Consider the following 25672-nt stretch of genomic DNA (forward strand, 5'->3'; position numbering starts at 1 on the left):
TAGGTTTCTTTTTGATGTGTCTATGTATAATCAGTATATCTAGTATTGGTTATTTGGCTCTGGATTTAACGGGTTTTTCAAAGATGCTGTTATATCTAACCCTCCCTTTCATGTTCTTCTTTATGATATTATATGTTTTTGTTGCCAAAGAAGAAAGTACCGGTAAGAAAAATAAAAAATATAGGATGGTACTCAGTACAAAAGGCGCTCGTTTTGTATTGGACAATATTCGCAGAGGGGTTTCTATAATTGGTTCAGCGGGTAGTGGTAAAACAGAAAGTGTGGTCTATAATTTTTTGGAACATTTTGGTAACAATGAATTCTGCGGAGTCCTTCACGATTACAAGAATTTTGAAATCACAGAAATGGCATATCCCATATTTCAAAAAAGTAGTACTGATTTCTATATTGTTTCTTTTGACCCCATTTATCATAGGGTGAATCCCATTGCTCCAAAGTATTTACCAGATGAAGAAAGTGTCTATGAAATATCAAGGGTGTTATTAGAGAATCTTTTGGAATTAAAAGAATCGGATAACAACAGTACGTCACGATTCTTTAAAGATGCCGTAGAAGGCTTAATAGGTGGTTTAATATGGAGACTCAAAACAGATTATGAGGATTACTGTACCATTCCACATTTAATTGCATTATACCAGCATTTAGAAACAAAAGCACTCATTAGTTTTTTAAAAGTAGATTTGACAGCTAAAGCCATGGCAGACGCATTTATAAGTGGGGTAGGGTCGGACCGTCAAACGGCAGGCGTAAAAAGTACCTTGGCCAATGCCTTTAAAAAAATTAGTACAAAAAAAATATTTATGGTGCTCTCTGCCGATGAAATTCCATTAGATGTTAATAATCCTCTAAATCCGGCAGTCATTTCTATTGTTAACAATCCTAAGAAAGAAGCTTCGTTGTCTCCTGTTATTGCCACTATCATGCACACTATCACCAAGCAGATGAGTGAACGTGGTCAAAATCCTTCCTTTGTGTTGTTGGAAGAGGCATCTACCATTCGATTGTTAAATATGCATAGGATTCCAGCTACGTTGAGGAGTTATGATATCGTAACCCTATATGTGCTGCAAGATAAAATACAAAACGATATGATGTACGGAGACAGGGCAAGCCGTGCTATTTTAAGTAATCTTTCCTATCAGTTTTTTGGAAAGGCAAATGATCCTGATACAGCAAAGTATTACGAACGCTTTTTTGAAATTGTAAAAAAAGAAACCAGAAGTGTAAATAAAGGGTATAATTTAAATTTTGATACTCGAGTTACACATGGTGAAAAGGAAGTAGCTAAAACGAGAGCTGATGCTTTTTTTGGATTAAAACAAGGGGAGTTTATTGTATTTGCAGATGGAAAGGACAAAAGGTTGCAATTCATACATCCTAAAATTAAACGAAGCTTCCCTGACGCGAGAGAAATTAACAATACAAACCTAGACGAAAATTTTTTAAAAATTCATAATGAGGTGAAATCTATTTTTAAATAGAATTTTATGAAATAAAAGCTTACGCCATTTAATAAGCACTTCTTTTAATTATTCCAGTTCAAAGTCGAATAATTCTTTAGGATCGACTTCCAAAACTTTAGCTAATATTAATAGAGTTTCAAAAGATGGATTAGTTTCACCACGTTCAATTTCTCCAATTGTTTTCTTTGAAATATATTCACTACGATCGCTCAGTTCTTGCTGAGAGATATTTCTATTTATATATTCAGAACTTTTTATAGTTTTTCTCAGCTTACGAACATGTTTACCGAATATCTTTTTCTCCTTAATAAAATCAATTTTATTCATGATCATAAAATTCAAGGTTAAAAAGAAATATTTTGGTAACCCACAGGTTACTATTAAAAAATAATTGTTATATTTGTAATTGAATTAATACATTTGCGATTCTTCTTATAAAAAAATAGAAGCATTCGCTTTGAATCCTGATCTGAAAACTGGTAATTTTTAACACACAGGATAATAAGCAAGGTGTTCACGACCCGGGCGTGGACTCTCTTATTATGTGTGGGTATACCAGTACCTCAGATTAGTAAGTTGAGTTCTACGCCTTTTTTTGGCAATATATTCAACAATTCTTAGCACCAGTTTCCGTTTTTCTTGAGTTTCGTAATTATTAAAATAACTTTTAATTAATGAGACTTTGTTAAATATATTTATACCAAATACTCGAGTTGAAATGCAAATATTCCATTTAAAATCGGAATGGATGAGGTATAAGTCGGAAGTTAGCTTATTCGACATTCTCTTTATTAAAAAGCCAAAGAGCCCAATTATAGGCATTTTGTTATGGGATTCACGCTATACTTTTTCCAGATGTTGTTTCCACTTTTTATCCCATAATCTACGAATCTTTCATTTTTAGTTGTACCTGGACACACCAAGTTTAAAAGCCTAATACGCATTTATTTATCCTTAATCTTTTAAGTCTTTCTATTAGAAATAGATAGGTTTTATAAAAGAGGAATGGAGTAAATATAGCCATTAACTAAAATTAATGCCAATGAATAAATACTAAACAAACTTCTCCAATTCGTTTTTACGCGAAAGAGAAAGTTAATAAACTAACAAATTAACGTTTCATTAAATCATTATAAAATTATGAAAAATAACCTACACTCTTACCAGTGGGTAAGATTTTCTTTGCCTATACTTATCTTTTTAGGAATTATCTATACTGTTCATGCACAGGATCTTTACCGCGTATCTGGAACCACAACAGATGATCATGGAGCTCTTAATGGAGTTACAATACATGTAAAAGGTAGCTCACGAGGTACCACATCAGATCTAAATGGAAATTACAGCATTCAAGTAAAAGGAACAGAAGTACTTACATATTCTTTTATTGGATATGGTACAGTTGAAGAGCTAGTAAATAACAGAACTAGAATTGATGTGTTACTTTATTCTGAAAGCACAGAACTCGAGGAAGTGTCCATTAATGCTGGCTATTATAAAACTAATGACAAAGTAAAAACAGGCAGTATCGTTCGAATAAGTTCAAAGGATATTGAAACACAACCTGTCAATAGCCCTTTAGAAGCAATGCAGGGCAGGCTGTCTGGAGTTCATATTACACAATATACAGGAACAGCAGGTGGAGGGTTTCAAGTAAGAATAAGAGGACAAAATAGCATAGCTGCGGGTAATGAACCGCTCTATATTATTGATGGCGTACCCTATGATTCTGGATCCATGAGTTATAATGGTAGCTCAGGGTCTATTATGCCTGGAGCACTTATTAGCCCTTTAAATGCCTTGCCAACTTCATCAATCGCTTCTATTGAAGTTTTGAAAGATGCAGATGCTACAGCAATTTATGGTTCAAGAGGTGCCAATGGTGTTGTATTAATTACTACAAAAAATAATAGAGTAGGAGGGACTACCTTTTCTCTTAGTGTTAGTTCAGGATTAGCTAATATTTCTAGAAAGATAAAACTAATGAATACTGAGCAATTCCTCGAAATGCGAAAGGAAGCATTTGATAATGATGGCATTAGTGACTATCCGTTTAATGCTTATGATATCAATGGAACTTGGAGTAACACTCGAGATACGGACTGGCAAAATTTGTTAATAGGTGGTACTGCACATATTGAAAATTATCAAGGAACTGTGTCTGGAGGAAGTGATCGAACACATTTTAATATTAGTGGAACTTATGGTAAAGAGTCTACAGTATTCCCTAAAGATTTTAGTTATAGAAGAGGAACAGTATTAGCGTCACTAAATCACTCCTCATTGGATGATAAGTTTACACTAAACTTTACGGCTAATTATGCTACTGAAAATAATAATCAACCAGGTTTGGATTTGTCTAAATCCGCACGTACACTATCTCCAAATGCCCCAGAACTATATGATGAATCTGGGAATTTAAATTGGGAGAATAGCTCATGGACAAATCCATTGGCACAACTTAATGGGGCGTATTCAAACGAAATAATTAGCTTGATGAGTAATGCTGTGTTATCCTACGAGCTTTTGCCTAACTTTAAAATAAGTTCGCGATTAGGATATAATGATATTCGAATTGAAGAAGGGAAGACGAATCCGCATACCATTTACAATCCCGCATATGGATTGACAAGTGCCAATTCTAATATTTTCACCAATAAAGGCAAAAGACACTCTTGGAGTATCGAGCCGCAATTGGATTATCAATTTCCTATTGGTAAAGGTATGTTTAAAACTATTTTAGGAATTACTTTTCAAGAACAAAACAGCGAGCAATTGTCTTTGTTAGCAGCCGGTTTTACAAATAATAACCTACTACAAAATCTTAGTGCCGCCTCCAATGTTTATATTCTTGGCGAAAATAAAAATCAATACCGTTACCAAGCATTTTATGGAAGGATTAATTACAATTGGGAAAATAAATATATCATCAATCTAACAGGCAGAAGAGATGGCTCTAGTCGATTTGGCCCAGGGAAAAGATATGCCAATTTTGGAGCAGTTGGAGCAGCGTGGATTTTATCAGAAGAAAGTGGTATTCAAAATACAATACCTACATTGTCTTTGGCAAAACTAAGAGTAAGCTATGGTATAACAGGGAATGACCAGATTGGAGATTATCAATATTTTGACACATATAGTGTTTCAAATAATATATACAGTGGAATTGTTGGGTTGGAGCCAACAAGACTATTCAACCCTTTGTTTGCTTGGGAGAAAAATAAGAAACTTGACCTTGCCTTTGATTTTGGTTTATGGAAAAATAAATTTCTTTTATCAACCACCTATTTTAGAAATACATCTTCGAATCAATTGGTTGGTGTACCATTACCAGGAACGACAGGGTTTCAGAATATCCAAGCCAATCTGAATGCCACCATTCTTAATTCTGGCTGGGAGTTTGAGTTGCATTCTAGAAATATACAAAAGGGTGACTTTTCTTGGGAGTCGGATTTTAATCTTACAATTCCTAAAAATAAGCTCATCTCTTACGATGGTCTAGAAAATTCTGCTTATGCCAATAAATATGTAATTGGTCAACCATTGACCATAATTAAATTATATCACTTAACTGGTGTCAATCCAGATTCTGGCCTTTTTGAATTTGAAGATTATAATGGGGATGGTGCTATTAGTTCTGTAGAAGACAGAAAGAAGACCAAAGATCTTGCCCCTAAATATTACGGTGGTCTAACCAATACACTAACCTATAAGGATTTTAAATTGGTGTTCTTTTTTCAGTTCACTAAACAAAATGGGTATAATTATTATTTCAATAGTGCTCCTGCCGGATTCCTGATAAATCAGCCTACAGAGAGTTTAGATAGATGGCAACAAGAAGGAGATGTTAGTACTATGCAGCGATATACTTCAGGAAGCGATTATCAAGCTCTTTTGGCCTACTCTAAATTTACACTAAGTGATGCCGCTGTTACCGATGCGTCCTATTTGAAGCTAAAGAATATATCATTTTCGTACCAACTATCTCAAAAATGGCTGAAAAACACAAAGTGTCTCTTGACTTTACAAGGTCAAAATTTACTGACTTTTACTTCATTCAAAGGTGGAGATCCAGAGCAAGTATTAGGGTATTTACCACAGCTTAGAAGATTAACTATGGGAGTTCAATTTAATTTTTAACATTATGAAAAACAAAATAAACAATAAGGAAAATATAATTTTAATGAATCGCATGAATTGTAATTGGGGACAGCTAATCGTTTTCATGTTGCTAGTTCTTTTAATGATTTCGTGCGATCATTTTTTAGAAGTCGATTATCCAGAAAATCAGATTAGTGGGGAAGTCGTCTTTCAAGATGATGCCACAGCATTAGCGGCTTTAACAGCTATCTATGCTAACTTACGAGATAATGTATTGCTAACAGGGAATTCGAACGGTCTAAATGTTATAATGGGGCTGTATTCGGACGAATTAGAGTATTATGGAACACCCGGACAACCATTGGATGCATTTTATAACCACGTATTACTTCAAAGCAATACTTCAGAGGAGCAATTATGGAATAAGAGTTACTATACTATTTATATGGCAAATAGTCTTTTAGAAGGAATTACAAATAATAGTCATTTATCCTCTGAAACCATTCAGAAAATCAAAGGCGAAGCCCTTTTTATTAGAGCGTTGACCCATTTTTATTTGGTAAACCTTTTTGGAGATGTTCCTTACGTTATTCAAACGGATTACACTTTAAATAGTAGGATATCAAGGTTGAAGGAAAACGAAGTTTATAAAGCTATCGTAGCCGACCTCAAAGAAGCTCAATCTTTTTTAAGTACAAGTGGAGCCTTAGAAGGGCGAATTCGACCTGATAAATGGACTGCAACAGCTTTGTTATCCAAAGTCTATTTGTACATGGAAGATTGGCAGAATGCGGAATCAGAGAGTACTTCAATTATTGAAAATACAAGTTTATTTTCCTGGGAAACCGATTTGTCCAAGGTATTTCTAAAAGGAAGTACTACCTCCATTTGGCAACTTAAACCAAAACTTGAAGGATACAATACGTTAGAAGCATCAATTTTTAATTTTGTAAGTGTACCGCCACCATTAATGGCATTGAATGAATCCATTTTAAATGCATTCGAAGAAGGTGATATGAGAAAGACATCCTGGATATCTTCAATAGCTAACAACGCAGATGTCTGGTACCATGCTAATAAATATAAAAATACATCTACGACTTCTACGACAGAGTATTCCGTAATATTTCGTTTAGCAGAATTATATCTCATTAGGGCAGAAGCAAGGGCACATCTTGAAAACTTTAATGGAGCATTGAATGATGTAAATAAAATTAGACAAAGAGCCAGTATAGAAGATCTAATTAATATATCTAAAGAGGAGCTCATTGATGCTATACTTCAAGAAAGAAGGGTTGAGCTATTTACGGAATCAGGAAACAGATGGTTTGACTTAAAAAGAACCGGGAAAGCAGAATCAATACTTTCATTAATAAAACCAAACTGGGAATCAAAAGATTTATTACTGCCTATACCCGAGAATGAATTGTTAGTGAATCCAAATTTATCACCACAAAACGCTGGATATTAATAGTGCTAATCAAACTGCTTCAATATGCTTAAAGGCAGATTGAAGCAGTTCTTATAAAATAGTAAATAAATGAAAAAAATAAGCTCTATTCTTTTCTCGATAGTTTTGTCTTTTCATGCTATTTTGACTTTTGGTCAAAAAAGCAATACTAAGTTAAAACCATACAAAGAAGTAATCACAATTGAAGCGATATCAGAAAAAGGTTTTATCTCTACTCATCTTTTGAATGACAAAATCTATTTAGAGATTTCAGATAACATCTTAGGTAAAGATTTGTTATTTGTAAATCATAATAATTCAAGTTTTGACAAACAAAACATAATTAAATTAAATAAACGGAATAATACTATCCAAATTATTATTCAAGAAACGGAATCTAAAGCAGGGAATACAATTCAATTATTAGAAGGGAATTATGATATTAAAATAACAGCTGCTAGTTTTCCCATTTTGACAATTGGGAATAATCAATCGAATTATGTTATTGATGCTACTGATTTATTTTTACAAACCCCAAAGGGCCTCCAAGATGGAGGGAAGTCCATTGTCAAGGATGCCACATTTATAGATGAAGTGAAGTCTTTCGCCAATTCCGTTGAGGTAAAAACAACGACAACTATAACTTCAGAAAAAGGTCCAATAACTAACATTGTTAATTTTAGTGTTATGTTGCTTCCAGAACCCATGATGCCACGTTTGTATGATCATAGAATAGGTTTTGATAGTGAAGATAGAACTTCCAATATTTTAAATGAATCCAAAAGAGCTTCTATAGCAAAATGGCGATTAGAAAAAAAGTATCCATCTCAAACTTTAAGTGAACCCATCAAACCGATTATATTTTATTTAGACCCTGCCATTCCTAATGAATGGAAACCTTATATAAAGGCAGGTGTTTATGAATGGTTGCCCGCCTTTGAAGCCGCTGGTTTTAAAAATGCTCTTATTGTAAAAGAGGCTCCAGTAAATGATAAAGATTGGTCCATAAATAGTATGAGGTATTCTGTTATTCGTTGGAAGAATAGATCAAAATTTAGAGGACATGAAGGAGTAGGTTTTGGAACAGTAAATAGAATTGTAGATCAAAGAACTGGAGAGATCCTTAAATCAGATATATTGTTAGGAATGATTGATGTTATTGTAGATAAATATTTTGCTAGATGTAGTCCATTAGATAAACGGGCACAACAATATCCTTTTCCTGATGATCTAATGGGTGAGATCATCCAATCGCTTACAGCCCATGAAACGGGACATGCTTTTGGTATAAAGGATGCTAATTTTGGTGAATATACTTACCCATTTGAAAAAATGAGAAATAAAAAATGGCTTCAAAAAATGGGACATACTCCTAGCATAATGAATTACGCGAGAGAAAATTTCATTGTACAACCCGAAGACAATATACCTCCTAATTTATTACATCAAAAAGTTGGCCCGACAGATCTTTATAATATCCGTTGGGCATATACACAATTCTCCAACATTAATATGCCGGATGACGAATTGCCATATTTAGAAAAAATAGTTAGGGAGCAGGATACAATACCATGGTATAGATATAATTTGGAAGTCCAAAATATTGGGCCAGAAACAATAAATGAAGTTGTAGATAATGATAATCCGATAAAATCGGCAGAGTTGGGTATAAAGAATTTAAAAAGAGTCCTAAATTTAATACCAGATTTAGCTATAAATGAACGAGATGATAAAGTGAAGAAACGCTTTTATATTGAGACACTTAATCTTTGGGTAGATCAGATGAAATATGTGGAATCTCTCATAGGTGGTTATACGATTCAATACAAATCAAATGCTCAAAAAGGTTCGGTATATACTGCTATTCCTTATAATCGTCAAAAGGAGGCTCTGAAATTCTTAAATAAAGAAGCTTTTAACCCACCTTTGTGGATGATTCGTGATGATATTACAGGAAGGTTCATTGCGAACGAAGCCCATGGGATGAATGATAAAAGTGGGTTTATAAACAGTACGATTGAAATAATATCTAGAAAACAGAGAAAAATACTTAAAAACTTGTTTTCCACAACAAAGTTGAAAGCTCTTGAGGAAAATGGCATATCTGGAAATAGTAATTATAACATTGTGGATATGCTTCAAGGTTTGAACGCTGGTTTGTGGAAAGAGCTTGAAGAAGAATCCATAAAAATAAATTTCTTTCGTCAAGAAATCCAAATAGCATATATCTTTTATCTAATAGACACTCTTAAGCATGAGACCAAAAAGCACCAGAGAGAATCAATTTATGTAGCGTATAATAAGTATTTCTTTAGTAGTTATAGTCGGAGTGCACTATTTAACGAGCTAAATAATATTAAAAATAGTATTAAAAAAGTAATAGATAGTGTAAATGACCTATCTACTAAAAGCCATCTTGAATTATGTCTTTTAGAAATAGATAAAGGACAAAATTAGAATGGTTGAGAAAGGGTGATAGGATGTGAAAGAACTAAAATGGTTTTATAAATAGAAAACTCTTAATCAAAAAGATCTTGTTGCAACCATTAAAATCCTGAAATGATTATTATTTGTAAACGAAAAAAAGGCGTATAAATGCTATACGCCTTACATTAAAATACCTAACTATTAAGGATTATATTTCAATGGTTCTCCACAAATTGTTTGATTAATTTTGGAGTAAACTTGATCACCCGAATAGGTACAATCTAACATTCCTGCTGGATCACAAGTTGTGACTTGCTCACAAATACCATTCTGGAAAATATAACCAGGGACAGTTGCAGCGTTGTTTGTGTTTTCTGAACTGTTGGTGGCGAAAGCCAGACCTACAGCCATGAATAATGCCAACATTGGCAATAGTACTTTCTTAAAAACATTTGATTTCATATTAATTATTTTTAATTGTTATGGTTTACTCTTTTCTACAGGTTTTCAACCTTATTTCCTGATATCGATCAATATGCGTTTGATTACTTATGAAAGTAATTATTTTGTAATTTGTATATGTATAATTGATTACCACTTATCATAGCAAATAAATCTTTATATGAATTTATGCTTATCCCTTTTTCAAGTTTCTCATGAAAAATATAAAAACTAAAGCTATAGGTGGCATTACCCAAATTATAAACATCTATAATGCTTGCTTTTTTTAATATGTTTTTTGGTTCAAACCTACCTAATCGGTCTGAATTAATGAACAGAAGTTCAGCATTGGTAGTCGCTATTTTATTAACCAATGTAGGGTTGCCTAACAATTTTTTTTGATTAGTTGTTTTTAGATTAGCAACTTTAAAGGAAGCCATTTTAATCGTGTCTATAGTTTTTCCACTATAATCTAAATGCAATTTTGAATTATATACAATGTATTCATTTCGATAATAGTACATATACACTAGTCGTTGAAGGCTGCTATTCCATAGGAGCTGACCATCCATATCAAAATATCCATCTAATTGTTTTGTCAAGAGGTCAGCCGATAGTTTTACCTGATAATTTTGATTTTTGTAAAGTGTACCTAAAACTTGCTCTTGATTTTTACTACTGAGTGATCTAATTCCAAAAGAAGTGGAGTCAATTGTGGTCCAAAGAGAAAAGTAAGCAAGATCTTTTGATAATTTTAGAGCTTTCCAATCAGTGATTTTTCCTCTGAACAGTATTGGCACACTTCCATCGGCTACAAAAAAATAAGGAGGTTTTACTTCAATTCGAACAGAGCGATATGGGAGTTGCATTTGATCAAGAACAATTTGTTGTTTTTTTAGTTGAAATGTTTTTAATGAAATTTCGGTAATGATCAATGGAGCTGTAGTATTTCCCAGATATATAGTTTGATCTGTCATTCCTGCTATATAATATGAATTGAATTTTAAGTCAAGAGATTTTAATATTTCTACTGTATGTGGTGGAATACGACGAATAAAACTATTATTGCGATGCATAGTATTCTCAGAAACTATAAATAATAAAACAACAATGCCTACTCCTAAAAAAGTACAGCTCAATAAAAAATATGTTAAGACTCTCTTTTTCATTTAACTTATTTAATATGTTTATTTAGTTTATGTTCATCATCGAAATTTTTTGATGTTGTTTTTGTCATTTGGAATAGTAGGTATAGGGCCAATAAGCAAAACGAAATGTTCATTATGAGATGTTGCTTCCAGCCTAATGATTCCAATATTCCCCCACAAGAGCACGGTACAAAGTCACTAAAATTTAAGATAACCACAATATAAGTGGTGAACATGACCATTATACTGTAGAAACTTAAAAGTCCGATGAGGCGATAACTAGGTGTTATTAATAAAATTGCAACTATCAATTCACTTATGGGAACTATCCACGCCACCCAATTTGTAAATGAACTCAAAACAGGAGATTGCCCTATTTGTGCTAAGAAATTTTCAAAATCCAAAAATTTACTAATAGCCGCATATACAAATAGTATCACACACATTGAAATGAGTAATTCAATAAGTAGTTTCTTTTTTATTTGTTTTTTGATGTTCACGTTGAAATTATTTTACAGGATAAAATTCGGAACTATCATTTATTTTTAAGGAATGTTCACTTATTCATAAAGGATTATATGCAAAGTGAGTGAAAGTGAAAGTTTGAAGGAGTAGTTTTAGAACTTATTATTAATGCAATCCAGACATGTTTCGAAATGCCTTTGGTGAACGTCCAAATTTCTGTTTGAAGACTTTTGAAAAATGGGGCATACTTTTAAAGCCAGTTAATATAGCGATACGCTTCATTGATAAGCTTGTGTTTTCAATTAATAAACTTGCTTTCTTTAAGCGTTCATCAAGTAAAAATTTAAAAACGGTAATGTTGTATAATTGCTTAAAACCATATTTTAATTTGTATTCATTCGTACCGAAATTGTGTGCCAGAATTCTTAATGATGGTAATGGTGTTTCAAGGTGTTGCAAAATATAATCATGTATTTTCTGAATGATTTTTATATCTTTTTCATTTTTCAAAATATTAGGTTTTTCCTTTTTTTGAATAGTATTTCTTGATAGAATTTTGGACGTTAATGATAATCCATCTTCTATAAATTGACTTTGTGTTTTAGATTGAAAACTTGTTACTAATATAAATTGATTTTTATTTTCTTTATGATATATAGACGTTATATTACAGATTGCCTCTTTTGTTAAATCTTTATCAAATTGGAAATGTAGTTTTTTCTTAATTTGATAGTAATTATTTATCAGTAATTTATCTGCAATTCGCTTCCAGTCATGTGTTGAATTATCACACAATATTTTTATAAATGATTGGCCAATAAATTCTTTTTTATCTTTAATCAAGTGATTCATAACATCATCATTTACATAAATGATTTGGAAGTTACTGTCAAGAATAAAAATCATTTGGACAAATTGAAAAATACTCTCAGGGGAATTTAATTGGCTATAATATCGCAATGTTTGTTGAATCTCTTGAGCCATTAAATTAACCAAGACCACTAGAGCCTCAATTTCATCATCAATATCATTCCTCTCAATCTGAAACGAGAACCTGCCTTCTGACATTTCCAATAGCATTTTATAGATATTGTTTATTCTTATTTTATCAAAGGTGTTTAACATGGCGTTATGTCTATACTAACATTCATTGTTTTACAAAAAATTATTTAAAAACTCAATGGCTTCATGATAGTTTTTGAATAATTTTGAAGGTACCAACGGTTTATTTTTGTTTAAATAGAATTTTGACATTACTTCAGCTATATACCTGTCATCGTAAATAGCAACGGCTTTTGCCAATACAGACCCGTTTTTGGCTAAATAATCTCGAGCGGATTTTTCCCAGCTCATTACATTTCTTATATCACAAAATACAGGATAGGAAACCTCTTGTTGAAATTGTAAGCGGTCCCTAACAATTGATTGGGCAGTTGCTAAATCAAGTAACTTAATCTCTTTATAGGTGCAATGTAGGATTTCATTTTTAATCCAAAAATTAGCATGCTCTGTATGATTAATATCATTCATTTTAGCGACATTTAGATACCTAAGTTAGAACAATTATTTTATTTTGCTGGTTTTTGTAACCATTTGGGCAAACTAAAGGACTTAATTTTTAGAAATAGCTAATGCTTATTGTCTAAAAAGGATTTTGTTTTAATTCTAAGGGATTAAAGCAGGTATATTAGTGAAATGACTTTTCTATTCTTAACAAATTTAGATAGCTTGGTGTAAAATAAATATCAACACTTAAATTTTATACCTAATGGCTAAGATTAATCATAACAACTTTTTGGATACCGTAAATGAAGTTATTGGCAATGCTAAAAAGCAACAGATTGTACATTTATATGCAGAAGATAAAAACTTTGAGAAAGGAATAATTACAGTTAAAGGGAGTAAATTATTTCATTTTGGAACGACGAGCTATCTAGGCTTGGATCATGATGAAAGGTTAAAGCAGGCCGCCATAAAGGCCATTAATAATTACGGTACTCAATTTCCTCTATCTAAAACCTATATTTCTCATCCTTTATATGCAGAACTGGAATCTAAAATTCAGGAATTATATGGTATTCCTGCAATAATTACAAAGAACAGTACTTTAGGTCATATGGCAGTTATACCATCTGCAGTAAATGATAAAGATGCGGTCATTTTAGACCATCAGGTGCATTGGAGTGTACAAAATGCAGCCCAAATGTTAAGGTTAAGAGGTGTTTCAGTACAAATGATCCGTCATAATAATATGGATATGCTAGAATCACGAATCAAAAGTTTGTATAATTCTTCTGAACGAATTTGGTATATGGCTGATGGTGTGTATTCTATGTTTGGTGATTTTGCTCCTTTAGAAGCGTTAAAATACTTATCTAAAAAATATCCAAAACTTCATTTGTATTTTGATGACGTTCATGGTATGAGTTGGTGTGGACAAAATGGAATGGGTTATGTAATGAGCGTTTATAAGGATTTACCAGAAAATTGTCTTCTTTTGGCAACGCTGAGTAAGTCCTTTGGAGCTAGCGGGGGAGTTTTAATTTGTAAGAATAATAAACTTAGAAATAAAATAAAGAACTTTGGAGGACCACTAACTTTTTCAGCACAATTAGAACCTGCATCTGTAGCCGCAGCTATTGCTTCCGCGAATATTCATCTTTCTCAAGAAATTTATGAACTTCAGGAAGATCTTCAACTTAGAACACAACATTTTAGTTCATTATTGTCCAAAACAGACTTGCCAGTGATTCATAACAACACAAGTCCTGTTTTTTATATAGGAACTGGATTGCCGATAACTGGTTATAATTTTGTCAAACGACTATTCAAGGAAGGCTTTTTTGTCAATTTGGGGCTTTTTCCAGCAGTACCCGTTACCAATACTGGCGTTAGAATTACGATTTCAAGAAACAACCAATTGAAGGAGATAAGTGAATTGGTAAAAGTAATGAATTATCATTTTCCAAAGGCAATGGAAGATACTAACACTACAACTACTAATATCAGAAAATTATTTCGATTGAAAAGTGAAAGAACAACTATAGAAACTATCAACACTGGAAGTTTGATGCTGATATACGAAACAAGTATTCAAAAGCTTGATAAGTCTATTTGGAACAGACTCATGGGACAAAGAAGTGTGTTTGATTGGTTGGGAATGGAATTTTTAGAAAGAACATTTAGCAACAATAACGAAAAGGAACACAATTGGGAGTTTCATTATATTTTAGTTACAGATGATGATAACAAACCTATACTTGCAACATTTTTTACCAGAGCACTTTGGAAAGAGGATATGCTAGCACCCGAATCGGTATCTATTCAGGTAGAAGAAAAACGAAAGAATAATGACTATTACATGTCTAATTATGTACTTAGTATGGGGTCATTATTAACAGAAGGAAAGCACTTTTATTTAGATAGCACAAGCTTATACGCTAAAGAAGCAGTTTTATTAATGTTAAAAAAGATACATATAATTGATAATGTAAAATCTTCAGAAATGATCGTGCTAAGGGATTTCTTCGAAAAAGATGAAAAACTTACAGATCTGTTTCACGAGCAAGGTTTCGTTAAAATTAAAATGCCAGATGCGGCTTATATTAATAATATTCAATGGAATTCGGAAGCTGAATATCTAAATTCATTGTCCAATCGATCTAAACGTCATTTTAAAAATGATATTAAAAAGTTTGAAGGTTATTTTGATATAAAGTGGCAGAATACCTGCAAAAAGGAAACAGTAGGGATCATCTATCAGCTTTATTTAAATGTAAAGCATAACAACTTAGGACTAAATACATTTGCATATCCCCAAAGTTTATTTACGAATATGAACGAAGATAAGAACTGGGAGTTCTTACTATTATACTTTAAAAGTAACACTTCTCATTCTAGTGAAACTCCAGTTGGTATGATGTGTTGTTATAAAAATGATGATCATACGTTTGTTCCAGTTGTGGTAGGTATGGACTATGAATTAAGTCGAACTTATAATATATACAGACAACTATTATATCAAACTATTAAAAGAGCCTGGGAAAGTAAGTTTAAAACTATAGACTTTGGCCTGACAGCAGCTTTCGAAAAAAGAAAAGTAGGTGCCACTATATTTTCGAATCACGCATTTGTGCAAGCAAAGGATAATTATTTTATGGAATATATGACTACGTTGCAACAAAGGTAACCACCTTTAAACGAATACTTTTATTTAGAATATTAGAGTATTTAACACTAAAATTTTAGATTCTTAATCTATATTAAATTGTGAATGAAAAAGAATATATAACTATTGTCAATAATTTCAAACAATATATGAAAGTTATTGAGCAAGTAGAATTTATGGATTTTAATTATATCCATAAAGCAATAGTTCTATGTAGAAAAACACTATCCAAGCTTAAAAAATATACTGTTTTGTACGAATTTGATAGTATGGAGGAGGAAATAGTTTTTTTTAAGAATTATAAAAATCTTGTATTAAAAAACCTTATTTATTATTCAGAATTGAGGCGAATACAATCGCAGTTTCCAGAATTATCCATTAATTCACAAAGAGATTATATTCTAAGACAGGAGCACAAAATTAAGAAATTCTTCAAAAAACACGATTCTTTGGTACAATATATCAATTTAGAATTGACAAATCTTGATGAACTTTTCTTCACAATTAAACCCATTAAAGAATCATATAGTTGTGAACTGCAACCTGGTTATACCGATACAAGTTTCTATACACATCATGATTTCTTGATTGCCAAAATAAAAGCTTACGACCAACTTCTAGAGTATTTAAAGTCAAAATTTAAAAGCATAGATGATTTTATGCGTTACGGTAAACCGATGCACCATAATAAAACTTTACATTGGACAGGAACCAAAACCCAGTTGACAGAATTAATTTATGCGTTACATGCCGCGAAGACAATAAACAATGGAAAAACGGATATTGTTGAAATTCAGCGAGAACTTGAATCCATTTTTAATATCAAGTTGAATGACATCTATAAAATATATTCTGAAATTAAGAATCGGCAGAAATCAAGAACAAAATTTTTGGAAGAGATGATAGAAGGACTTATGAGTGAGATCAATAAATCATACCGCTAAATAAACCTAAATTTAATGTTACTACTTGGTTTTTAACTTGATGCTATCATGAATAAACATAAAATTTATGATTTATATGTTAAAAAAAGACCAGACCTACGGTGGTGGTGTAAAAAAAAAATAACAAATCTTATCAAATTTGTAGAACGAAAGTCAAATCGAAGATTCACGAATAGCTATTTATTTAAATAGTAAAGTTTGTGAGCTAAATCAGAGCAAAGTCGTCATTTAAAAAATGAAAACCGATGGCGGCTTTGTTTTAAAAACCTTTATACATATGGCAGCAACAATTATTACAACAGAAGATCTCCTAGAATTCAAAATGGAATTGCTAGATGAATTTAAGAGACTATTGCAAAATCAATCGGGGCAAGTCACAAAGAAGTGGCTCAAATCACAAGAGGTTAGAGAGTACCTAGGCATTTCTCCAGGTACTTTACAAAATCTAAGAATCAATGGAACTTTACCTTATACCAAAATAGGAGGGGTGTTGTACTATGATTACGAAGAAATCTGCAAAGTCTTAGAACGAAACAGGATTCATAATAAATTCTAGTCTATTTTGAAAAATATTAATTATATCAAACACCTCAATGGTGTTCTAGAATTGTTTTCAAAAGACAATCGTTTAAATCCAAGCCATATTAGTTTGTATATGGCTTTGTTTCAGATTTGGAATAGTTATCATTTTAAATCCACTTTTTATATCAATCGTGCAGAGGTAATGGATTTATCTAAATTGGGCTCAAAATCAACTTATCATCGTTCTATTAAACAACTTAGTTATTGGAATTATATTTTATATGAGCCTTCTCATAATCCTTTTAGAGGGAGTAAAATTAGCATGTTCAATTTTGGGACAAGCAATGAACAAGCTGTAGACCATTACCATACCAATATCGAGACTAGCTATGAACAAGTGGTGGTACCTAAAGATAAACATATCAAAACAGGAATAAACAATACAAACATATCAAAACAAAAAATTAATAATAAAAATAGTTTTAAGAAAAAAGGAAAACAGAAAGCAACTGTCCCATTTCAAGACAACTTAAAGACGAGTACCAATAAAAGTTACGATGAACCCTTATGAAAAATAAAAATCCACATATTATTATTGAGGGAAGTATGCAATACTCACTGGGTGAATTAAAAAACAATCAGATTTTATACAATTTTGATAAAATATTGATTTACCTCAATGTAAAAGGAAAGTTGCTTTTTGGAAACAAGTTTAAAATTTATGATGAAGATTATGAGGTCGTTTTTAAACTATGTAATTATTTTATTAAAGAAGCGGAGAATTGTAAAAAACTTAATATTGACATGGGCAAGGGGCTGTTGTTAATAGGGCCAGTAGGGTGTGGTAAAACTAGTTTACTGAAACTGTTGCAATATATCACTCCGCTCAAAAGACATTACAAAGTAATTCCTGCTAGAAATATAGTGTTTGCATTTAATCATACAGGTTATAGCACTATTGAGCATTTTGGCAACAATAATTCATACTGTTTCGATGATTTGGGGGTAGAACCTTCAGGACGATATTTCGGAACTGACTGCAACGTTTTAGGAGAAATTCTTCTTTCTCGTTATGATTCATTTTTAAATCATAAGATGATAACACATGCAAGTACCAATCTTAATGCCCAAGAGTTAGAAGAAAAGTATGGAAATCGGGTGAGATCGAGAATGCGTCAGTTATTTAATTTGATAGCTTTTGATAAAGAGAGTGTTGATAAGAGAAAATAATATATACAAATGTTCGTTATTTCAATCAGATAAAATATATTTGTGTATAATAACAATCATTTAATTTATTATGAGCAATAAAAAACAAATCATATTTCCTAAATATAAAGAGATTCTTAATCAAATGGGAGAGAATATAAAGTTGGCAAGAAAGAGAAGGAAATTAACAACAATTCAAGTTTCAGAGAGGGCGGACATCGCTAGGAGTACATTATACCAAATTGAGAAAGGAAACCCAAGTGTTGCTATTGGTGCATATTTTAATGTATTTCGAACATTGGGACTACAAGATGATTTTTTAAAGTTGGCAGCTGATGACGAATTTGGAAGAAAATTGCAAGATTTAGAATTATTGTAATTTAGAACAAATGGCACAAATTAGTTTGACATATATGTATTTGCACATTGGCAACCTATGGTTGAGCCCGAAATTATGGGTATACTATCGGCTCATTTTTCCAAAGGCAAAAAAGCTTTTAGTTTTGAGTATGGCAAACAATGGCTAAAGTCAAAGAACAGAATGTTGATAGATCCTGATATTCAATTTTTCTCAGGATCACAATACTCTAATAATAAATAAAATTTTGGCATTTTTCTAGATAGTATGCCCGATACTTGGGGAAAAACATTGATGAGGCGACGAGTAGCTCAAGAAAAGAAAGAAAAACCAAGAACACTTTATGAAATAGATTTTTTATTAGGAGTCTATGATGTGAGTAGGATGAGAGCGTTACGATTTAAAACAGATTTAAATGGTTCCTTTCTTGATAAAGATGATCATAGTCCTACACCACCTTGGTCGTCTATTAGAGAATTACAAGCTGCAGCTGACGCCTTTGAAAATGATAATAATAATGAAATTAAAAAATGTTTGGCTATTTTGATTGCACCAGGCTCATCTCTTGGTGGTGCTAGGCCAAAAGCGAATATTCTTGATGATGATAAAAACCTTTGGATAGCTAAATTTCCTTCTAAGAACGACACTATTGATAAGGCGGCCTGGGAATATCTAGCATATCAATTGGCAATCGATGCAGGAATTACAATGTCATTATCTAAAATTGAAAAGGTATCTGTAAAGTATCGTACTTTTTTCACAAAGCGTTTTGATCGTCATAGAGGTGGACGAATTCATTTTGCATCAGCTATTACCATGACCGGAAATACAGAAGATACAATTAGAGATAAGACTTCAAGTTATCTTGAAATTGCAGAATTTATTCAAAATTATGGTGTCAATATTGATATTAACTTAGCCCAACTTTGGTGGCGTATAGTTTTTAATATTGCTATTTCAAATACAGATGATCATTTAAGAAATCATGGTTTTATCTTAACTGATAAAGGGTGGGTTTTATCACCTGCATATGACATAAACCCATCTATAGATAAAGATGGTCTCGCACTTAATATAGATATGGATAATAATGCGTTAGATTTTGATTTAGTAAAAAGTGAAGGGGAGTACTTCCGATTAGATAAGGCTCAAAGGGATGAAATCATTAGTGAAGTTTTAAATGCGGTTAGTAATTGGACAAATGTGGCTATTAAAATAGGTATTTCAACTAAAGAAATTGAATTAATGGAATCGGCATTTAAATTTTAAGAAGTAATATTTTAGTTTAAATATAATCCAATACGATTTTTGGATTTCACATACTACAATTACTCAACCCACCACTAATTTGGTTTAAATGCTCAAGAACTGGAATAATGGTGTGGAAATCGAGTGCGATCAAGAATGCGTCTGTTGTTTGATTTAGTTCCATTTGATAAGGGAAGTAGAGATAGACGTCGATAATTCATTATTAAAGTTTAAATAAATGATTGATTAAAGTAGTTCCTGGAGAATAGATTTGAGTTAAGGAGTAACCGACTTAGTAAGAATTTTACGAACATTAATAAGATAATTAACAAGTGAAGCAGATCTACTCTAACATTTAAAATCTTCAATTATAATAAAATATTTTGAAGTTACGTTATTTATACGTATATTGTACGAAATTATTATAAATTATGGTAAGAAAAGAACTACATTTAGACGAAGCTATTATTAATGCTTTAGAGACAGAAGCAAAAAAACAGCAAAGAAGTTTGAAAAATTATCTAGAAAATTTAGTTATTAAAGAGGCTAGTAAATTAGAAGTTCCGTCAAAAGAATACACAAAAATGATGGACAATTTATTAGATAAATTTGACAATAATGAAATTGAATTTTCGAGTATTAATGATGTAATGATTAGAAATGGCTTATCAAATTAAGGTTTCTAAAGAAGCTGAAAGAGAACTTTCAATAGCAAAATGCTACTATAAAATTTCCAATTTAGAAGAGCATTTTGATAGTGATTTTAAAAAACAAATTAAATATTTAGAGGCGAATCCTTTTCTATTTAGATTTTATTATAGAAACGTAAGATTAGTTCATTTTGATGATTTTAAATATTCTATTCACTTTATAATTAAAAATAAAGTGGTCTATATTTTAAAAATATTACATCACAAACAAGAATATAAATAAACGATTCATAAATTATATGTTGCAGATAGGACACTATCTCGACGTATAACAAAGAAGTTAAAAGTCTAAATAAACGATAAAATAATAGCTGCCTTTTACATCATTTGCTCAAATAATAATAACTTGGATACAACATATATATAACCACAATTTGGTTATATATATGTTGTATCCAATTAGAATAAATGAACAGAAAATTAATTTCAATATTTTTATTAGTATTTACTCTTCAATCTTGTGATCCAGGTTATGATGCAAAATCATTAATAAATCTGACGAATCGATAGAAGTTATATTTGAATATGATAAAAAAATAATACTAAAAAATATTGAACGTAACATCAGTTTTATGCCTGAGGTGATTTACAACAATGAGAATACAAGGACGTCATTTGAAATTGACACAACGAACTTCATTGTGACCTCAATTGTCCAATCCAAAGATACATTAGATTTAGAAATGGGAATAGGTACTCATCCAAATTTTAGAAATATCAAAATGATCAAAATTTATGGAACTGATGCTATATACTTGAGAAATAATGATAAAATGACAAAAGCATTTACTGTAAAGGAAGGGTACCAATATGAATTAATAATAAAATAACTGGGTAAAACAAAGACTGAGTTAAAAGTCTAAATAAACGATGAAAGTTAGAATTATTAAAACCATTTGGGTAATTTTTGTAACTCTTTTATTTGGGACTATTATTCTTGGTATGATTTCAGAAACTATAGATTGTATAAATGTAAAAGGGGATTGGAGCAATATTTTTCAAATAGGTATATTAGGATCTATGTTCTCTTTCTTTACTTATGGAATAATATTTTGGCCTCCTGTACTATTATTAATATTTCTTATAGAAATCATTGGTCTAAACAATGAAATACAACGAAATGAACTAAAGAACCTTTTTATTATAGAGTGGCTAATCATATCATCTCCTTTCGCATTTTGGGCTATCACTGAAGGTTATTTGTCTTGGTTTTATTTTATCGCTATCTTAGCTATTGCTCAATACATAAGATTAAATGCCTTAAAGTTCAAATAAACGATGGTTTACAAAGACCCGAAACAAAATTAAAATAAAGGCCACCAAAAGACTTAATAAAAAAATGATTATGCAAATTCTCGCACAGCTGTGCGACAATTTGCATAATTTTTAATGCTGTAGATAGGACACTATCTCGGCGTAGAACTAAAAATTTAAACAAACAATATCTTTTACATAAAATCTTAAAATTTATACTTCAATTTTAGTTCCGTAAAAGGTGAATTACCAGAACTATTAAAAAGAACGGCAAATGGAACTATTTTACTAAAAGTAGTTTGAGATATTTCTTAGTACCTTAAAACCACCGTTTTTTGGTACAATGGAATTTTATGTTTAACCTGCTATCTAAAGTTTAAATACACTATTTAATTCATAACAATTACAACGTAAAAAGAGCTCTATACTTGTTGATTAACGAAAATTTATTCTTTCATAGTTAACTTTATTAACTTTTATTTTTTTTACTTTCACTTAGTTAAACAAAAATTATATTATCATTCAATTACTCCCTCTAAAGAGCGTATAGAACTGATGTACCCTTTTTTAAGTTCATCAGCAAACTCCTTATCATTTTCGTCTACAGTGGTAAGTATATTATTGTACATTATTAAGGTACCTTCAATATCATCATAATGTTGTGAAATACCATAATTATCCAATCCACTATAGTATTCTATCCTGTTTTGAAAAATATCAACCAATGTGTTGACTACATTTCTTGCTTTTTCTTTTTTATTGATTTGATAATAAGCTTCGGGGTATCCCAATACCATTTGGAAGTGACCATATCGTTTAACAGGCATTTTATCAATAGATAAATTTAAAATTTCTTCTGCCTTATCTTTTTTACCTTCTTTGATTAATTCTTCAGCTAATCGTACTAAATTATTTCTAAAAACTATACCGTTTTTACGTGTTTCAACATCTACATATATATCATCGTTGCTATTTTTCCAATCCCATTTTTTTACATTGTTGTACATAGTTTCGGTATCAATTCTACCAATACCCAAAACACTCTTAGGTCTTCCACGAGAACCTTTGCTTGACGTTAAAATTGGCACAAACTTGTAGGCCAACCCATCCAGCTGTAAATAGTCTTTAAGCCAAATATATTCATCATCAGCATTAGCTCCTCCTGTAAAATAAATAGGTCTGGTCCAATCGTTATGAGCTAAAATGTCTAGCATTAATATGCGGTGTTTTTGAATCCCTCGTTTATCAATTTCAATATCAATATAGGGTACAATCTTATCTGCATCTTTTTGAGGTACAATATTGTTTCTAAGTACCGCCTCTTTATCAATAGGAATTCTTAATTTATTCGTAGGATAATACTTTTCAGGAAACCCATCCTCATCAAAATCTACAAAGGTTCTAGAATCATTACTGGCTATCCAATTCATAAATGTTTTAATATCCATTATGGTGTCTTTAAAAGCTGAATTTGGATAATAAAATGCAACATCTAACGAGCCTGTTTTATAATCGTCATGCACCAATTGTCCTGGAATAGGATTTGCCAAATAGGTTTTTCTTTTTTGTTGATCTATATACCAATCCGTAGCAAAATAGCTAGATACAATTAACTTAATATCGGTTCTGTAACCCTCTACTTCCTGCATATACCAGAGCGGGAATGTGTCATTATCGCCAATGGTAAACATAATGGCATTTTTTTGTGTAGAATCTAAATAGGCTTTAGCGTTATTTCTAGCAGCGTATTTCCCTGAACGGTCATGATCATCCCAATTTTGAAAGCCCATTAAAATTGGTACAGCTAATAAACAAACAACGCTGGTAGTTGTAGCCAATATTTTTGGGTTGATTTTGTCTTTAAATTGTTGATAGAGAGCCAATACACCAAAACCAATCCACATAGCAAAGACATAGAATGACCCTACGACGGCATAATCACGCTCACGAGGTTCAAAAGGTTTGGGGTTAGTATAGAATATAATGGCCAATCCTGTAAAAGCAAAAAAGAGAAAAAGGATATAGAAATTCTTTTTATCGAATTTAATATGGAATAACACCCCTATTATTCCCAATAGTAATGGTAAAAAGAAATAGGTATTTCTTCCTTTGTTGTTTTTTACTTCTTCTGGTAAATTACGTTGAGCGCCCAACCGCATTTCATCAATAAAATTAATACCACTTAACCAATTACCGTGGTTATCGAGATTTCCTTGAATATCATCTTGCCTACCTACAAAATTCCACATAAAATACCTGCCGTACATATAGCCAAACTGGAATTGCATCATAAAGCTTAAGTTCTCACCAAAAGTGGGTCTTCGTTTACTATTTAGCGGAATACCTGCAATGGCTTTATAATTTTGAGCAACATTGGGGTCAACCATACGCGGAATATAACCTTTGTGTTTGTCGGTATAATTTGGACGGGCATCTTTATAACGATTTACGATAACATATTTACCTGCTTTTTCATCCTTTTCGTATTTTGGTTTATCATCACGATAAGGATTGTTCGGGTCTTGTTGACGTGTTTCAGAATAATATGAATCGTAAAAAATATTAGCATTACCATATTGTTCACGGTTGTAGTAAGCTAATAATTCTCTTGCACTTGATGGATTGTTTTCGTTTATGGTGGTATTTCCATTGGCACGAATTGGCAACATAACCCAAGATGAGAAGCCTATCATAATAAAAAGCAAACATAAAACGATAAGGTTAGTCTTTATTAAGTTCTTTTTACGCGTATGTTGTATGGTAAAATAAAAGATGGCGATTAAAACTAAACCTGCAATTATACTACCCGAATTAAACGGCATATCCATACTATTCACGAAAAACAATTCCGAAACACTAAAAAAAGCCAAGGTGTAGGGGAATAAAAATTTAAAAACAAATGCCAATACCAATACGGAAATTATATTGACAATAATGAATTTTTTAGAGGTTATATTTTGATATCTTTTATAAAAATAAATAAATACAATAGACGGAATTACCAGTAGAGAAAGTATGTGTACGCCAAAAGATAAACCTACTACAAAAGCAATTAGCAATAACCATTTATGCCCTCTGGGTTTGTCCATTTCTGTTTCCCATCGTAAGCCTAGCCAAAAAAGTAAAGCCATTAGAAAAGAAGACATGGCGTATACTTCAGCCTCAACAGCACTATACCAAAAGCTATCTGAAAATGTATATGATAATGCACCAACCAAGCCACTGCCTAAAATTGCAATAGCACTACTTTGATTGATTTCATTACCATTTTTTAGTATAATTTTTTTTGCTAGAATGGTTATCGTCCAAAATAAGAAGAGGATGGTAAAAGCACTAGACAAGGCCGACATAAAGTTAGTCATCATTGCGATATGTTCAGGGTCTGTGGTAAACATTGCAAAAAACGCACCTAGCATTTGAAATAAAGGTGCTCCTGGCGGATGTCCAACCTGTAACTTTACGGAGGTAGCTATATATTCACCAACGTCCCAATAACTAACGGTTGGCTCTAAAGTTAGACTATAGGTTATTATTGCAATTCCAAAAACTACCCAGCCTAGTATATTATTCCACTTTTTATAATTGATATTTAACATCTTTTAATATTTTATATATTCTCTCTGAGTTTAATAAAATGACCCAAATGAACAAAAAAACTGATGAAAGTAACAAATTTAGGGGGTATGAATTAAGTACTAGTACCGTCCTGTTTTTAAACTTTTATTACTAATATTAATTAATGA

General features: G+C 31.6%; 22 protein-coding genes. 15 read left to right on the top strand and 7 right to left on the bottom strand.

The annotated features are described in order from the left end of the window. The first annotated feature begins 110 nt into the window (after window positions 1-110). Complete coding sequence (locus tag D3P13_RS17540; RefSeq protein WP_232829231.1) at window positions 111-1502, top strand: type IV secretory system conjugative DNA transfer family protein; 1392 nt, start codon at window positions 111-113, stop codon at window positions 1500-1502. Window positions 1503-1550: 48 nt separating this feature from the next. Here the strand turns inward: D3P13_RS17540 and D3P13_RS17545 are convergent, their stop codons facing one another. Then, a complete protein-coding gene (locus D3P13_RS17545; protein ID WP_157972952.1) occupies window positions 1551-1811 on the bottom strand; it encodes a helix-turn-helix domain-containing protein in 261 nt (86 codons plus the stop codon). An 813-nt stretch (window positions 1812-2624) separates the two neighbouring features. Between D3P13_RS17545 and D3P13_RS17550 the strand changes: the two genes are divergently transcribed. The 3 genes from D3P13_RS17550 to D3P13_RS17560 all read left to right on the top strand — a co-directional run bounded on the left by D3P13_RS17550 (window position 2625) and on the right by D3P13_RS17560 (window position 9492). Further along, window positions 2625-5624 carry a SusC/RagA family TonB-linked outer membrane protein gene (locus tag D3P13_RS17550; protein ID WP_232829232.1) on the top strand — a complete coding sequence of 1000 codons (3000 nt, stop codon included), beginning with the start codon at window positions 2625-2627 and terminating at the stop codon, window positions 5622-5624. 4 nt (window positions 5625-5628) lie between these two features. Further along, the gene (locus tag D3P13_RS17555; protein WP_232829233.1) at window positions 5629-7056 is read left to right on the top strand and encodes a RagB/SusD family nutrient uptake outer membrane protein; all 1428 of its coding nucleotides are present in this window, start codon (window positions 5629-5631) and stop codon (window positions 7054-7056) included. A 69-nt stretch (window positions 7057-7125) separates the two neighbouring features. Beyond that, complete coding sequence (locus tag D3P13_RS17560; protein ID WP_117884185.1) at window positions 7126-9492, top strand: zinc-dependent metalloprotease; 2367 nt, start codon at window positions 7126-7128, stop codon at window positions 9490-9492. A 171-nt stretch (window positions 9493-9663) separates the two neighbouring features. Here the strand turns inward: D3P13_RS17560 and D3P13_RS17565 are convergent, their stop codons facing one another. The 5 genes from D3P13_RS17565 to D3P13_RS17585 all read right to left on the bottom strand — a co-directional run bounded on the left by D3P13_RS17565 (window position 9664) and on the right by D3P13_RS17585 (window position 13046). Beyond that, window positions 9664-9924: a DUF6520 family protein gene (locus D3P13_RS17565; RefSeq protein ID WP_157972953.1), complete on the bottom strand. Its 261-nt coding sequence runs from the start codon at window positions 9922-9924 to the stop codon at window positions 9664-9666. An 83-nt stretch (window positions 9925-10007) separates the two neighbouring features. Beyond that, window positions 10008-11072 carry a hypothetical protein gene (locus tag D3P13_RS17570; protein WP_157972954.1) on the bottom strand — a complete coding sequence of 355 codons (1065 nt, stop codon included), beginning with the start codon at window positions 11070-11072 and terminating at the stop codon, window positions 10008-10010. 5 nt (window positions 11073-11077) lie between these two features. After that, window positions 11078-11551 carry a MauE/DoxX family redox-associated membrane protein gene (locus D3P13_RS22475; RefSeq protein ID WP_394336474.1) on the bottom strand — a complete coding sequence of 158 codons (474 nt, stop codon included), beginning with the start codon at window positions 11549-11551 and terminating at the stop codon, window positions 11078-11080. Between the two features lie 130 nt (window positions 11552-11681). Beyond that, a complete protein-coding gene (locus D3P13_RS17580; protein WP_117884188.1) occupies window positions 11682-12641 on the bottom strand; it encodes a helix-turn-helix domain-containing protein in 960 nt (319 codons plus the stop codon). A 30-nt stretch (window positions 12642-12671) separates the two neighbouring features. Then, window positions 12672-13046, bottom strand: coding sequence for a DUF7793 family protein (locus tag D3P13_RS17585; RefSeq protein ID WP_117884189.1), 375 nt, complete (start codon window positions 13044-13046; stop codon window positions 12672-12674). A gap of 238 nt (window positions 13047-13284) precedes the next feature. On the opposite strand from D3P13_RS17585, the gene D3P13_RS17590 reads away from it, so the two are divergent. From D3P13_RS17590 to D3P13_RS17645, 11 genes are all read left to right on the top strand, one after another. After that, a complete protein-coding gene (locus D3P13_RS17590; RefSeq protein ID WP_117884190.1) occupies window positions 13285-15705 on the top strand; it encodes an aminotransferase class I/II-fold pyridoxal phosphate-dependent enzyme in 2421 nt (806 codons plus the stop codon). An 80-nt stretch (window positions 15706-15785) separates the two neighbouring features. Next, a complete protein-coding gene (locus D3P13_RS17595) occupies window positions 15786-16628 on the top strand; it encodes an RteC domain-containing protein (protein ID WP_117884191.1) in 843 nt (280 codons plus the stop codon). 277 nt (window positions 16629-16905) lie between these two features. Next, window positions 16906-17184, top strand: coding sequence for a helix-turn-helix domain-containing protein (locus tag D3P13_RS17600; RefSeq protein ID WP_117884259.1), 279 nt, complete (start codon window positions 16906-16908; stop codon window positions 17182-17184). 6 nt (window positions 17185-17190) lie between these two features. Next, window positions 17191-17721, top strand: a complete 531-nt coding sequence (locus D3P13_RS17605) for a hypothetical protein (protein ID WP_117884192.1) — start codon at window positions 17191-17193, stop codon at window positions 17719-17721. Beyond that, a complete protein-coding gene (locus D3P13_RS17610; RefSeq protein ID WP_117884193.1) occupies window positions 17718-18380 on the top strand; it encodes a P-loop NTPase family protein in 663 nt (220 codons plus the stop codon). The genes D3P13_RS17605 and D3P13_RS17610 overlap by 4 nt, the downstream gene beginning before the upstream one ends. Before the next feature lie 70 nt (window positions 18381-18450). After that, a complete protein-coding gene (locus tag D3P13_RS17615; RefSeq protein WP_117884194.1) occupies window positions 18451-18738 on the top strand; it encodes a helix-turn-helix domain-containing protein in 288 nt (95 codons plus the stop codon). A gap of 246 nt (window positions 18739-18984) precedes the next feature. Next, complete coding sequence (locus D3P13_RS17620; RefSeq protein ID WP_317124801.1) at window positions 18985-19986, top strand: type II toxin-antitoxin system HipA family toxin; 1002 nt, start codon at window positions 18985-18987, stop codon at window positions 19984-19986. A 410-nt stretch (window positions 19987-20396) separates the two neighbouring features. Then, complete coding sequence (locus D3P13_RS17630) at window positions 20397-20642, top strand: hypothetical protein (protein WP_117884195.1); 246 nt, start codon at window positions 20397-20399, stop codon at window positions 20640-20642. Further along, the gene (locus tag D3P13_RS17635; protein ID WP_117884196.1) at window positions 20626-20898 is read left to right on the top strand and encodes a type II toxin-antitoxin system RelE/ParE family toxin; all 273 of its coding nucleotides are present in this window, start codon (window positions 20626-20628) and stop codon (window positions 20896-20898) included. The genes D3P13_RS17630 and D3P13_RS17635 overlap by 17 nt, the downstream gene beginning before the upstream one ends. Before the next feature lie 418 nt (window positions 20899-21316). Next, entirely contained in the window at window positions 21317-21505 is a 189-nt protein-coding gene (locus tag D3P13_RS17640) for a hypothetical protein (RefSeq protein WP_157972955.1), read from the top strand. A gap of 40 nt (window positions 21506-21545) precedes the next feature. Continuing rightward, window positions 21546-21950: a hypothetical protein gene (locus tag D3P13_RS17645; protein ID WP_117884198.1), complete on the top strand. Its 405-nt coding sequence runs from the start codon at window positions 21546-21548 to the stop codon at window positions 21948-21950. Window positions 21951-22447: 497 nt separating this feature from the next. Here the strand turns inward: D3P13_RS17645 and D3P13_RS17650 are convergent, their stop codons facing one another. Beyond that, complete coding sequence (locus D3P13_RS17650) at window positions 22448-25525, bottom strand: protein O-mannosyl-transferase family (protein ID WP_117884199.1); 3078 nt, start codon at window positions 25523-25525, stop codon at window positions 22448-22450. Window positions 25526-25672 lie beyond the last annotated feature (147 nt).

Origin of the sequence: Aureibaculum luteum, from assembly GCF_003449015.1 — a bacterium.
GTDB classification, from domain to species: domain Bacteria; phylum Bacteroidota; class Bacteroidia; order Flavobacteriales; family Flavobacteriaceae; genus Aureibaculum; species Aureibaculum luteum.

What these genes read in the sequence shown, in the direction of transcription:
- D3P13_RS17540 (WP_232829231.1), top strand. Translation starts at nt 111, where the DNA reads ATGTTCTTCTTTATGATATTATATGTTTTTGTTGCCAAAGAAGAAAGT.
- D3P13_RS17545 (WP_157972952.1), bottom strand. Translation starts at nt 1,811, where the DNA reads ATGAATAAAATTGATTTTATTAAGGAGAAAAAGATATTCGGTAAACAT.
- D3P13_RS17550 (WP_232829232.1), top strand. Translation starts at nt 2,625, where the DNA reads ATGAAAAATAACCTACACTCTTACCAGTGGGTAAGATTTTCTTTGCCT.
- D3P13_RS17555 (WP_232829233.1), top strand. Translation starts at nt 5,629, where the DNA reads ATGAAAAACAAAATAAACAATAAGGAAAATATAATTTTAATGAATCGC.
- D3P13_RS17560 (WP_117884185.1), top strand. Translation starts at nt 7,126, where the DNA reads ATGAAAAAAATAAGCTCTATTCTTTTCTCGATAGTTTTGTCTTTTCAT.
- D3P13_RS17565 (WP_157972953.1), bottom strand. Translation starts at nt 9,924, where the DNA reads ATGAAATCAAATGTTTTTAAGAAAGTACTATTGCCAATGTTGGCATTA.
- D3P13_RS17570 (WP_157972954.1), bottom strand. Translation starts at nt 11,072, where the DNA reads ATGAAAAAGAGAGTCTTAACATATTTTTTATTGAGCTGTACTTTTTTA.
- D3P13_RS17580 (WP_117884188.1), bottom strand. Translation starts at nt 12,641, where the DNA reads ATGTTAAACACCTTTGATAAAATAAGAATAAACAATATCTATAAAATG.
- D3P13_RS17585 (WP_117884189.1), bottom strand. Translation starts at nt 13,046, where the DNA reads ATGAATGATATTAATCATACAGAGCATGCTAATTTTTGGATTAAAAAT.
- D3P13_RS17590 (WP_117884190.1), top strand. Translation starts at nt 13,285, where the DNA reads ATGGCTAAGATTAATCATAACAACTTTTTGGATACCGTAAATGAAGTT.
- D3P13_RS17600 (WP_117884259.1), top strand. Translation starts at nt 16,906, where the DNA reads ATGGCAGCAACAATTATTACAACAGAAGATCTCCTAGAATTCAAAATG.
- D3P13_RS17610 (WP_117884193.1), top strand. Translation starts at nt 17,718, where the DNA reads ATGAAAAATAAAAATCCACATATTATTATTGAGGGAAGTATGCAATAC.
- D3P13_RS17615 (WP_117884194.1), top strand. Translation starts at nt 18,451, where the DNA reads ATGAGCAATAAAAAACAAATCATATTTCCTAAATATAAAGAGATTCTT.
- D3P13_RS17620 (WP_317124801.1), top strand. Translation starts at nt 18,985, where the DNA reads ATGCCCGATACTTGGGGAAAAACATTGATGAGGCGACGAGTAGCTCAA.
- D3P13_RS17630 (WP_117884195.1), top strand. Translation starts at nt 20,397, where the DNA reads ATGGTAAGAAAAGAACTACATTTAGACGAAGCTATTATTAATGCTTTA.
- D3P13_RS17635 (WP_117884196.1), top strand. Translation starts at nt 20,626, where the DNA reads ATGGCTTATCAAATTAAGGTTTCTAAAGAAGCTGAAAGAGAACTTTCA.
- D3P13_RS17645 (WP_117884198.1), top strand. Translation starts at nt 21,546, where the DNA reads ATGAAAGTTAGAATTATTAAAACCATTTGGGTAATTTTTGTAACTCTT.
- D3P13_RS17650 (WP_117884199.1), bottom strand. Translation starts at nt 25,525, where the DNA reads ATGTTAAATATCAATTATAAAAAGTGGAATAATATACTAGGCTGGGTA.